Source organism: Nitrosospira sp. Nl5, assembly GCF_900102495.1.
GTDB lineage: Bacteria > Pseudomonadota > Gammaproteobacteria > Burkholderiales > Nitrosomonadaceae > Nitrosospira.
On record NZ_FMVQ01000021.1, the window covers coordinates 16,924 to 28,155 of the forward strand.

Below are 11,232 nucleotides of genomic sequence, written 5' to 3' on the forward strand. Positions count from 1 at the left end.
GGATTTCAGAAAACGAATAAAAAAGGCGAACTTGCGTTCGCCCTGGTTTAGCACAAAATCTGGCGGAGTGGACGGGACTCGAACCCGCGACCCCCGGCGTGACAGGCCGGTATTCTAACCAACTGAACTACCACTCCAACGATCTACACATATCTGCTGGTGGGTGCTGACGGGGTCGAACCGCCGACATTCGCCTTGTAAGGGCGACGCTCTACCAACTGAGCTAAGCACCCTTCAAAGAATATCAGTTTACTGCATCCTTGAGCGCCTTGCCAGCGCTGAATTTCGGAACCTTCGCAGCCTTGATTTTAATTGCCGCACCCGTGCGAGGATTACGGCCGGTACGGGCCGCGCGCTTGCCCACCTTAAAAGTTCCAAATCCGACGAGCGTCACACTTTGACCTTTTTTTAGAGCGGTTTTTATCGCGGATAACGCACCATCCAGCGCATTACCCGCGGAAGCCTTGGAAATATCGGAAGACTGGGCGATTGCATCGATAAGTTCGGATTTATTCACGGTGATTCCCCTTTCGTTATTGTTAAGAGAGCTACAGAAACCTTTGCAACTGGTTTTATATCAAGCCATCTGTGCTTGGTCAAGCAATTGCGCAAATATTTCAGAAACATTTCATACGCAAACTCATGCGGGAATCTTATTTTCTCCAGCAAACAACCGATCCCCTTTCCTGAAACGGACTAGAGCAGAATCTGACAACCAGAAACCCGCTCCACAGTACCTTTATTACAGTCGTAACCGTAAAAAAACAACGAACTCTTCCAGGAGCTTTGCAGCCCGTCAAATACAAGGAAACCGACGCAAAGCCTCGATTTATTACTCTGACCGATCGCTAATGCTTAATGACCGTGCTGGCCGTCTCCCCATCAACCGCTACGGGATTTGATACGGGCGCCGCTGCGGCGGGAAGCGGTTCCGGTTTGCGCTCCAATGCCAGATCCAGCACCTGATCGATCCACTTGACCGGATGGATGTCGAGGCGGTTTTTGATATTCTCCGGAATCTCCGTGAGGTCTTTGACATTGTCCTCCGGGATCAATACGCTCTTTATGCCGCCGCGATGCGCCGCCAAAAGCTTTTCCTTGAGCCCGCCGATGGGTAGCACCTCGCCACGCAATGTGATCTCTCCCGTCATTGCAACGTTCGCCCGCGCTGCGATACCTGTCAGTGCCGATACCATTGCGATGCAGATGCCGATCCCTGCGCTGGGCCCGTCCTTGGGGGTTGCGCCCTCCGGCAAGTGGATATGAATATCATTCTTCTGATAAAAATCTTCCGCAATTCCCAATGCTCTCGACCGGCTACGCACCACAGACAGCGCGGCCTGAACCGACTCTTGCATCACCTCCCCCAGTTTCCCGGTTGTAATGGATTTTCCCTTACCCGGCAACACTACCGCCTCAATCGTCAACAATTCGCCTCCGACCTCGGTCCACGCCAGACCGGTCACTTGCCCTACCTGATTTTTTTCTTCCGCAACCCCATAGGTATAGCGTCTCACACCCAGATATTTATCCAGGTTCCGTCCGCTGATCGTAATTTTCTTCTGATCACTTTTGAGCAGCAATGCCTTGACGACCTTGCGGCAAATTTTGGAGATTTCCCGCTCCATTGCGCGCACACCCGCCTCTCGTGTGTAATAGCGGGTAATATCACGTAGAGCGGATTCAGAGACCGTCAATTCATTTTCCTTGAGACCATGATTTTTTACCTGCTTAGGCAGCAAGTAACGCATTGCAATATTAAGCTTCTCATCTTCGGTATAACCCGACAGCCTGATCACTTCCATGCGATCGAGCAGTGCCGGCGGTATATTCAGGGTATTGGCAGTGGCAACAAACATGACATCGGACAGGTCATACTCAACCTCGACATAATGATCAACGAACGAATTGTTTTGCTCCGGATCGAGCACTTCCAGTAGGGCGGACGATGGATCCCCACGGAAGTCCATCCCCATCTTGTCAACTTCGTCAAGCAGGAACAATGGATTCTTGACACCGACCTTGGTCATATTCTGAAGGATCTTGCCAGGCATTGAACCAATATAGGTGCGACGATGGCCACGTATTTCGGCCTCGTCACGCACACCGCCCAGGGACATGCGTACGAATTTGCGGTTGGTGGCGCGGGCGATGGACTGTCCCAATGAAGTTTTGCCTACACCGGGGGGGCCCACTAGGCAAAGTATGGGCGCTTTCAGTTTGTCCACGCGCTGCTGCACAGCCAGGTACTCGACGATCCGCTCCTTGACTTTGTCGAGGCCATAATGATCCTGCTCCAGTACCACCTCGGCAGCATTGAGATCTTTGCTGATTTTATTTTTTTTCTTCCATGGCAATGCTACCAGCGCATCGATGTAATTACGCACGACTGTAGCCTCGGCCGACATCGGTGACATCAAGCGTAATTTTTTTAGTTCCGCTTCCGCCTTGGCACGGCCTTCCTTGGACATTTGCGCGGCTTTGATCTTCTTGTCGATTTCTTCCAGATCAGCACCGTCTTCGCCTTCGCCAAGCTCCTTCTGGATGGCCTTCACCTGCTCGTTGAGATAGTAGTCGCGCTGGCTTTTCTCCATCTGACGCTTGACCCTTCCACGTATACGCTTTTCCACCTGAAGTATGTCAAGCTCGGTTTCCAGTAATCCCAGCAGATGCTCCAGGCGCCTGGGGACCTCGAAAATTTCCAGCACCTCCTGCTTTTGCTCAAGTTTCAATGGCAAGTGAGCGGCGATCGTATCGGCCAGGCGTCCTGCTTCATCGATACCGCTCAGCGAAGTGAGAATTTCGGGCGGAATTTTCTTGTTGAGCTTCACGTACTGGTCAAATTGCGCCAGCATGGCACGCCGCATTGCTTCAACCTCATGGTTGTCGACGGCATCCGGCGGGAGCAATGCAGCCTGTCCGGAAAAATAGGTGCCATCATCAATGACTCTCGTGATGCGCGCGCGGCGACTGCCTTCGACCAGCACTTTCACGGTGCCATCGGGCAGTTTGAGCATTTGCAGCAGATTCGCAACACTGCATACGCCATAGAGGTCTTCAGGAACGGGATCGTCCTTGGCAGCGAATTTCTGCGCGACCAGCAGAATACTCTTGCCGGACTCCATGGCGATTTCCAACGCTTTGATAGACTTTGGCCGTCCCACAAATAAAGGAATTACCATGTGTGGAAACACCACGACATCGCGTAACGGTAATAGCGGCAACGACAAGTGATTGGGATCGTTAACTGGGGAGGGCATATCGGCTCACCTATAAAAGACAAACAAAGGTTATGGGGGTGCCGCGAAGAAATTCAAGGCAACGGACCGGGCAACACTGGACAGGCGTTAAAAACTCTTGGCCACCTTCGGCTTATCCGAATAAATCAGAATGGGCTTGATATCTCCGCCGACAGAGCCGTGATCAATTACCACCTTGGCAACATTCTCCAACGATGGCAGATCGAACATGGTATCCAGCAGAGTGCTCTCCAGGATGGAGCGCAAACCGCGTGCACCGGTCTTGCGCGCAAGCGCCTTTTTGGCAATCGCTTTGAGAGCCTGTTCTCGAAATTCAAGATCGACGCCGCCTTCCATGTTAAACATTTTCTGATACTGTTTAATCAGCGCATTCCTGGGTTCGGTCAGAATTTGAATCAGCGCTGATTCATCCAGTTCTTCCAGTGTGGCGACGACCGGCAGGCGCCCGACAAATTCTGGAATCAAACCATATCTGACCAGATCTTCAGGTTCTACGCCCCGCAATACCGCGCCAAAATCCTTGCGATTTTCGCGACTTCTCACATTGGCGCTAAAACCTATCCCGCCTTTTTCGGAACGGGCACGTATAACCTTGTCGAGGCCGTCAAACGCACCGCCGCAAATGAAAAGAATGTTGGTGGTATCCACCTGAACAAATTCCTGATTCGGATGCTTTCTCCCACCTTGGGGCGGCACCGAAGCGATAGTCCCCTCGATCAGCTTCAGCAGAGCCTGCTGCACGCCCTCACCCGAAACATCGCGAGTGATTGACGGGTTGTCCGATTTCCGCGAAATCTTGTCGATCTCGTCAATATAGACAATACCTTGTTGCGCCTTTTCGGCATCGTAATTGCATTTTTGCAGGAGTTTCTGGATGATATTTTCCACATCTTCGCCGACATAGCCTGCTTCGGTAAGAGTCGTGGCATCGGCCATGATGAAGGGAACATCCAGCAACCGTGCCAGCGTTTGCGCAAGCAAGGTCTTGCCTGAACCGGTGGGACCGATAAGCAGGATATTGCTTTTCGCCAGCTCAATGTCGTCGGCGTCTCCTTTGGACAGATTCCTCAGACGCTTGTAATGGTTATATACCGCTACCGACAGGATCTTTTTTGCGGGTTCCTGACCAATTACGTACTGATCGAGAATCTGGCAGATTTCGTGAGGGACAGGCAAATCTGATTTAGTTAGCTTGGCAGCCTCAGCGCCTTGTATTTCCTCCCGAATAATGTCATTGCACAGCTCAATGCATTCGTCGCAAATAAATACCGATGGACCAGCAATGAGCTTCTTCACTTCGTGCTGGCTTTTGCCGCAGAAGGAACAATAAAGCAGTTTTTCGCCGCCAGTTTTCTCTGACATAGTTTTAATCCGCATTATCCGAGCCTATACGCTCGTAGCCAGTAATCAAAGACCCATTCATAATAGTATAGTTCGTCTCTAGAAATTTAAAGTTCCAAGGAAGCTCATTTTCGACGCGGACGTAGTCTAAATTTTCGAATTGTTGTATTTGACCTACGTTTTGCAGGTAACCAAAAGCTTCTCACGCAGTGTTTGCACGCTATGTCGAAAACGTATGAGTCGTATTATAGACCTTAACTCGCGCCCTCACTTCTGGAAGTGAGCACAGCATCCACCAAGCCGTACTTTACTGAATCCTCCGCGCTCAGGAAATTATCCCGATCCGTGTCTTTCTCGATGGTCTGAATGCTTTGGCCGCTGTGCTTTGCCATAAGTTCATTCAGCCGGCTCTTAAGAAACAGAATCTCCTTGGCGTGTATTTCGATATCGGAAGCTTGCCCCTGAAAACCCCCCATGGGCTGATGAATCATGACGCGCGAATTGGATAGGCAGAAACGCTTGCCCTTTGCGCCTGCTGCCAATAGCAACGATCCCATGCTCGCGGCCTGACCTATGCAGAGTGTACTCACATCAGGTTTAATGAATTGCATGGTATCGTAAACCGCCATTCCGGCGGAAACCAGGCCGCCAGGAGAATTGATATAAAAATGAATGTCCTTATCCGAGTTTTCCGATTCCAGGAACAACAGCTGTGCCACAATCAGATTGGCGGAAACTTCGGTAACCGGACCTACCAGAAATATCACCCGCTCTTTTAGTAAGCGGGAATATATATCATACGCACGCTCTCCCCTCCCGCTGGTTTCAATCACCATGGGGATCAGGCCTAAATTGTTCGGATCGAGGTTGCGCTGCTTCCAGTCAAGTTGCTGCGTCATGTCAAGATTTTCCCATCAATTCATCTAAGGTCATTTGTTTATCCACTATCACGGCTTTTTCCAACACCCACGTTACCACATTATCTTCCAGTACCGCCGATTCCGCCCCCTGAAGGCGATCAGCCGAGGAGTAGTGCCACTTGACCACTTCGTCCGGATTCTCGTAGCTCTGCGCGAGGTCCTCAACCACTGCGCGCACTTGTTCCGGCCGCGTATGCAAGCCATGGATTTTTACCAGTTCCGCCAAGATCAATCCCAGGCTCACACGGCGTTGTGCCCGCTCATGAAACAAATCCCGGGGTAGCGGCACGTTTTTGGCGTTCATACCGCGCGATTCAAGATCGTGGCGCGCATCCTGCATTAATCTCTCTAACTCAACTTCCACCAAAGCTTTGGGCGCTTGAATCGCGGTTGTGTCAAGCAGTGCCTGCATGACCTGTTCCTTAATTTTCGCTTTGACCCGCTTGGATACTTCGCGCTCAAGGTTTGCCTGGATTTCGTCGCGCATTTTATCGATGCTGCCATCGGCAACACCCAACGATCTGGCAAATTCCGCATCCACTTCCGGTAAACTGGCCGCTTCCACTCCATTGAGTCTTACTTCAAATGTAGCGGTCTTCCCAGCAATCTCCTTGCCATGATAATCCGCTGGAAAGGTTACTTCAAACGTTTTACTCTGCCCGGCGCTCATACCGGCAAGCGGTTCTTCAAAATCCTTGAGAAGTCTGCCCTCCCCGAGCACCAGGGTAAAATTCTCGGCTTTACCCCCAGCGAACTCCTCCCCGTCAATAAAACCACGATAATCGATATTCACTCGATCTCCCGGTTGAGCAGAGCGTTCCGCCGGTTCGTACTGAACTCGCTGCTTACGTAAAACCTCCAGCGTTTTATCGACATCGGCGCCGGTAATATCGACTACGGGCTGTTCGATCCGAATTCCGCTTAACTCACCAAGGACCACATCCGGGTAGACTTCAAATGTGGCGCTGAATTCAAATTCAGACGCATTCTCTTCCATAAGCTTTGGTTCAAATCGCGGGTAACCCGCAACTCTCAGCTTTTTCTCGCGCACAGCTTCGCTGAAATTCTTCTGCAGCACATCACCCATCACTTCCTGCCGCACCTGTGGCCCGTATTGCTGCATAACGATCTTTAGCGGTACTTTTCCGGGGCGAAAACCATGTATTTTTGCCGTGCGCGCCAAACGCTTCAGGCGGGTTTCAACTTCCGACTCGATGTTTTCCTGAGGAACCGAAACATTCAGGCGGCGCTCTAGCGCACCAAGGTCTTCAACATTCGCTTGCATTACATTTCCTGACTTGGTTGATAACACTGACTACCACCACCGAGCGGCGTGACAACGACCAGGGGGAACACGACTCGTCAAAACTCGACATCGTTCAATGTTGCTTATCGCTCCCTGGTGCGAAAGGGGGGACTCGAACCCCCACACCTTTCGGCGCCAGAACCTAAATCTGGTGCGTCTACCAATTCCGCCACTTTCGCTCGCCGCCTTGTCTTTTGTTCATTGACATTCGCTCAATTATACCTATTTCTCCCCACTACGGGCAGCCCTGGCAAAATAGCGTCTCGCCACTGACCGCTTTACTGTCCGGCCCCATCAGGTATAGGTAGCCTGCCATCAGATCCAGCGGCTGAGGCAAGTCCTGCTTGACCTCGCCGGGATGCGTCCTGGTTCTCTGCGGCGTATGTACCGGCCCGGGGATTAACGTGTTGACGCGCAGGCGCGGAAGGGTCTCCCATTCCTGGGCCTGAATCTTTACCAGCGCCTCCGCTGCCGCCTTCGCCACTGCAAACCCCCCCCAATAGGCAGCTGGATGATGACCGTGCACATCCGAGGTCATAATGACGCTAGCATCCGGGGACGCTTTCAGCAGCGACAAACACGCCCGCGTCAACCCAAATGGCGCAATCAAATTAACACGTAACAGCGCTAGCCATTGTTCCAGCGTCTGGTTCTCCAGTGGAGTCAGGCCGAAAATCAATGCCGCATTGTGCAAAATGCCATCCAGCCTGCCCAATTGCAGTTTGATGGCCTGCGCGATCGCCTCAAAATCCTTGTCACCGGCCTTTTCCAGGTCAAGCGGAAAAATTGCCGGCTGCATTCCACCTCTTTCCTCGATTTCATCATATACGCGTTCCAATTTCTCAACGTTGCGCCCGTGCAAAATTACGGTCGCACCGTGAGCGGCGTAAGTGAGCGCCGCGGTGCGGCCTATGCCTTGTCCTGCGCCAGTGACGAGAATCACGCGATTCTTGAGCAGATCGGGAGATGGACGGTAGTTTTTGAAATCATTCATTCTATTGGTAATGGAAAAGCATGGTTCGACAACCGTACCTGGATATACAGCGCACGGAGACGCTGATAGCACAAGTGGCTCACCCTTTGATCCAGGTCGTCCACGCTATCCACAATTTACGCATCGGGGTGAGACTGATGCGTTGCCGCATAACGTGGCACCCGTCCCCCTTGATCTCCTTTAGCAGCGCCTGATAAATCGCTGCCATCACGATACCAGGCCGCTGATTTTTGCGATCCTCCGCAGGAAGTGCTGCGAAGGCTCGCGCGTAGTAGTTTTCCGCGCGTTCGATCTGGAATTCCATCAGCCGCCTGAAGCCGTCGGTTTCACGCGAATGGAGAATGTCCTCTGTGGATACTCCGAACCGGGCAAGCTCGTCCTGGGGCAGATAAATGCGATCGCGGCGCGCGTCCTCGCCGACGTCTCGTATGATGTTGGTAAGCTGGAATGCGAGTCCCAGATCTTGCGCATATTTCAACGTATCGGGATTACGATAGCCAAAAATCTCAGCGGAACATAATCCCACAACGCTTGCCACGTGATAGCAGTAAAGTTTCAGGGTATCGAAATCAGCATATCGATTGTAATTTAGATCCATCTCCATGCCGTCTATGATTTCATTCAATCGCTCGGGAGTGAGGTTAAATGCCTTCGAGACGTTAACCAATGCTTTTGCCACCGGATGGCTGGGCTCATTTCCCTGGCCGGCATTGAATATGGCGGCAACTTCCTGCCGCCACCACGCAAGCTTCGCTCGCGCCACTGACGCATCGGTACATTCGTCCACCACATCGTCCACCTCGCGGCAGAAAGCATACAGGGCGGTAATGGCGCGGCGCTTTTCCAGTGGCAGATAGAGAAAGCTGTAATAGAAGCTGGAACCGCTTTGAATGGCTTTTTCCTGACAATACTGGTCTGGAGTCATAATAAATTATGTGGAAAAAACATTTGGCTGCCGCTATGTCGCATCTTATTAGTAAATGTTCATTACTCCGCCGACGTGCCGCGGACCCCATCTTCCGCATTCCATGCGGGTAGAACCTGTAGCTCGCTTGTTATAATAAAAAACCCCACCGTGGCGGGGTTTTTTATTGTGCTGCATTTCGGACAAGACCGATACCGGAAAATCCTACATATCCATGCCGCCCATCCCGCCCATGCCACCCATGCCACCCATGCCGCCCATGCCACCGGCACCACCGGACTCTTCTTTCGGCATTTCCGCGACCAGAGCATCAGTGGTAAGCATCAGGCTTGCCACAGAAGCGGCGTGCTGTAAAGCATAACGCGTTACCTTGGTAGGATCCAGAACTCCCATTTCCACCATGTCGCCGTATTCGCTGGTAGCGGCGTTGTAACCGAAGTTGCCCTGGCCTTCCAATACCCTGTTGATGACTACTGAAGGCTCGTCGCCGCAGTTAGCGACGATTTGGCGCAACGGCTCTTCCAGTGCCCGCAGAACAATCTTGATACCGGCTTCCTGATCATGATTGTCACCTTTGATACTGGCCACCGCGGCACGGGTGCGCAATAATGCCACGCCCCCGCCGGGAACGATACCTTCTTCTACCGCGGCACGGGTTGCATGCAGCGCGTCTTCGACACGCGCTTTCTTCTCTTTCATTTCCACCTCGGTAGCCGCGCCAACTTTAATCAGCGCTACCCCACCCGCCAGCTTCGCCACGCGTTCTTGCAATTTTTCCTTGTCGTAGTCGCTGGTGGCTTCTTCGATTTGATTGCGAACCTGCTTGACCCGGCCCTCGATGGTTTTGGTGTCACCAGCGCCATCGATGACAGTGGTTTCTTCCTTTCCAATCTCAATGCGCTTGGCTTGACCTAAATCATTCAGCGTTGCCTTTTCCAATGACAGGCCAACTTCCTCGGCGATTACGGTACCGCCGGTAAGAATGGCAATGTCTTCGAGCATGGCTTTACGCCGATCACCAAAGCCTGGCGCTTTGACTGCACAGGTTTTCAGGATACCACGAATATTGTTCACCACCAGAGTCGCCAGGGCTTCACCATCGACATCTTCGGCGATGATCAGCAGCGGCTTACCTGCTTTGGCTACCAGTTCCAGTACTGGCAACAACTCACGGATATTGGAAATTTTCTTGTCGTGCAACAAGACAAAGGGGTTTTCCAGCAACGCGATCTGTCTGTCTGCATTGTTGATGAAATACGGCGAAAGGTAGCCGCGGTCGAACTGCATCCCTTCGACCACTTCCAATTCGTTTTGCAGGCCGGAGCCATCCTCCACGGTAATCACGCCTTCCTTGCCGACTTTTTCCATGGCATCGGCAATGATCTTGCCAATTTCGGGGTCTGAATTGGCGGAAATACTTCCCACCTGCGCGATTTCCTTACCGGTCGTGCAGGGCTTGGAGAGTTTCTTGAGCTCTTCAACCGTTGCGACCACAGCTTTATCGATACCACGCTTCAGATCCATGGGATTCATGCCGGCAGCGACAAACTTCATGCCTTCCTTGATGATCGACTGGGCAAGCACGGTGGCAGTGGTCGTGCCGTCGCCGGCAACATCTGAAGTCTTGCTTGCTACTTCCTTCACCATTTGGGCGCCCATATTCTCGAACTTGTCTTTCAGTTCAATTTCCTTCGCTACTGAAACGCCATCCTTGGTGATTGTCGGAGCCCCATAGGAACGCTCCAGCACGACGTTGCGACCTTTAGGTCCAAGGGTCACCTTGACCGCATCGGCCAGGATGTTGACGCCATTTACCATCTTGTGACGGGCTGAATCGCCAAATTTCACTTCTTTCGCTGCCATAATCTTTTCTCCTAAATTTCCAGAAATATTGTTTAAGGCCGTAGTTTGGTCAATTAACCTTCAACTACGCCCATGATATCTTCCTCACGCATCACCAGGAGCTCTTCTCCCATGACCTTCACCGTCTGCCCGGAATATTTACCGAACAGCACCTTATCGCCAACTTTTACCTCAAGCGGCCGGACGTTGCCGTCATCGCCAGTCTTGCCTTTGCCTACGGCGATGATCTCGCCTTGATCGGGCTTTTCCGCGGCACTGTCAGGGATGACAATACCGGACGCGGTCTTGCGTTCTTCTTCCAGCCGCTTGACAATAACGCGGTCGTGTAGGGGACGAATCTGCATGTTTCTTTCTCCTGTTTTAGAGTTAATACAATGAAATCGCCGGGAAACCGATGCTTTCAGATTCCCGGAATTTGTTACAAAACCTGTTAGCACTCACCGCCAACGAGTGCTAATAATAGAGTCTATCACCGTGGATTTCAAGTACATGAGCAATAAATACTTATTGGAACGCAGCCTGAGGGCAGTATGGCACCCATGCACCCAAATGAAACAGCATGAGATAGTGCCACTCATTCCGATTGCCCGGGGCGAAGGAGCATGGCTTTACGACTTCGATGG

General features: G+C 51.9%; 9 protein-coding genes, 3 tRNA genes and 1 pseudogene. 1 reads left to right on the top strand and 12 read right to left on the bottom strand.

Features of this window, described 5'->3' with window-relative positions:
* Window positions 1-60: 60 nt before the first annotated feature.
* From BLP45_RS13860 to groES, 12 genes are all read right to left on the bottom strand, one after another.
* Window positions 61-137 (bottom strand) — tRNA-Asp (locus BLP45_RS13860).
* Between the two features lie 20 nt (window positions 138-157).
* A tRNA-Val gene (locus tag BLP45_RS13865) sits at window positions 158-233 on the bottom strand.
* 11 nt (window positions 234-244) lie between these two features.
* Window positions 245-517 (bottom strand): HU family DNA-binding protein, encoded by a 273-nt coding sequence (locus BLP45_RS13870; RefSeq protein ID WP_090373086.1) that lies wholly within the window; start codon window positions 515-517, stop codon window positions 245-247.
* Window positions 518-848: 331 nt separating this feature from the next.
* A complete protein-coding gene (gene lon / locus BLP45_RS13875) occupies window positions 849-3,260 on the bottom strand; it encodes an endopeptidase La (protein ID WP_090373087.1) in 2,412 nt (803 codons plus the stop codon).
* Window positions 3,261-3,347: 87 nt separating this feature from the next.
* Window positions 3,348-4,622 carry an ATP-dependent Clp protease ATP-binding subunit ClpX gene (gene clpX / locus BLP45_RS13880; protein ID WP_090373088.1) on the bottom strand — a complete coding sequence of 425 codons (1,275 nt, stop codon included), beginning with the start codon at window positions 4,620-4,622 and terminating at the stop codon, window positions 3,348-3,350.
* A gap of 233 nt (window positions 4,623-4,855) precedes the next feature.
* Window positions 4,856-5,500: an ATP-dependent Clp endopeptidase proteolytic subunit ClpP gene (gene clpP / locus BLP45_RS13885; protein ID WP_090373089.1), complete on the bottom strand. Its 645-nt coding sequence runs from the start codon at window positions 5,498-5,500 to the stop codon at window positions 4,856-4,858.
* 1 nt (window position 5,501) lies between these two features.
* Window positions 5,502-6,806: a trigger factor gene (tig, locus tag BLP45_RS13890; RefSeq protein ID WP_090373090.1), complete on the bottom strand. Its 1,305-nt coding sequence runs from the start codon at window positions 6,804-6,806 to the stop codon at window positions 5,502-5,504.
* 115 nt (window positions 6,807-6,921) lie between these two features.
* Window positions 6,922-7,006, bottom strand: a tRNA-Leu gene (locus BLP45_RS13895).
* 56 nt (window positions 7,007-7,062) lie between these two features.
* Window positions 7,063-7,821, bottom strand: a complete 759-nt coding sequence (locus tag BLP45_RS13900) for a YciK family oxidoreductase (RefSeq protein WP_090373091.1) — start codon at window positions 7,819-7,821, stop codon at window positions 7,063-7,065.
* 79 nt (window positions 7,822-7,900) lie between these two features.
* Entirely contained in the window at window positions 7,901-8,746 is an 846-nt protein-coding gene (gene hpnD / locus BLP45_RS13905) for a presqualene diphosphate synthase HpnD (RefSeq protein ID WP_090373092.1), read from the bottom strand.
* 204 nt (window positions 8,747-8,950) lie between these two features.
* On the bottom strand, window positions 8,951-10,609 hold the full coding sequence (groL, locus tag BLP45_RS13910; RefSeq protein WP_090373093.1) for a chaperonin GroEL: 1,659 nt from the start codon (window positions 10,607-10,609) through the stop codon (window positions 8,951-8,953).
* A 53-nt stretch (window positions 10,610-10,662) separates the two neighbouring features.
* A complete protein-coding gene (gene groES, locus BLP45_RS13915) occupies window positions 10,663-10,953 on the bottom strand; it encodes a co-chaperone GroES (protein ID WP_090373094.1) in 291 nt (96 codons plus the stop codon).
* A gap of 145 nt (window positions 10,954-11,098) precedes the next feature.
* Here groES and BLP45_RS15010 point away from each other — a divergent pair.
* Window positions 11,099-11,232 (top strand): annotated as a pseudogene (locus tag BLP45_RS15010) (adenosylmethionine--8-amino-7-oxononanoate aminotransferase BioA); the annotation flags it as partial.

What these genes read in the sequence shown, in the direction of transcription:
- lon (WP_090373087.1), bottom strand. Translation starts at nt 3,260, where the DNA reads ATGCCCTCCCCAGTTAACGATCCCAATCACTTGTCGTTGCCGCTATTA.
- clpX (WP_090373088.1), bottom strand. Translation starts at nt 4,622, where the DNA reads ATGTCAGAGAAAACTGGCGGCGAAAAACTGCTTTATTGTTCCTTCTGC.
- clpP (WP_090373089.1), bottom strand. Translation starts at nt 5,500, where the DNA reads ATGACGCAGCAACTTGACTGGAAGCAGCGCAACCTCGATCCGAACAAT.
- tig (WP_090373090.1), bottom strand. Translation starts at nt 6,806, where the DNA reads ATGCAAGCGAATGTTGAAGACCTTGGTGCGCTAGAGCGCCGCCTGAAT.
- BLP45_RS13900 (WP_090373091.1), bottom strand. Translation starts at nt 7,821, where the DNA reads ATGAATGATTTCAAAAACTACCGTCCATCTCCCGATCTGCTCAAGAAT.
- hpnD (WP_090373092.1), bottom strand. Translation starts at nt 8,746, where the DNA reads ATGACTCCAGACCAGTATTGTCAGGAAAAAGCCATTCAAAGCGGTTCC.
- groL (WP_090373093.1), bottom strand. Translation starts at nt 10,609, where the DNA reads ATGGCAGCGAAAGAAGTGAAATTTGGCGATTCAGCCCGTCACAAGATG.
- groES (WP_090373094.1), bottom strand. Translation starts at nt 10,953, where the DNA reads ATGCAGATTCGTCCCCTACACGACCGCGTTATTGTCAAGCGGCTGGAA.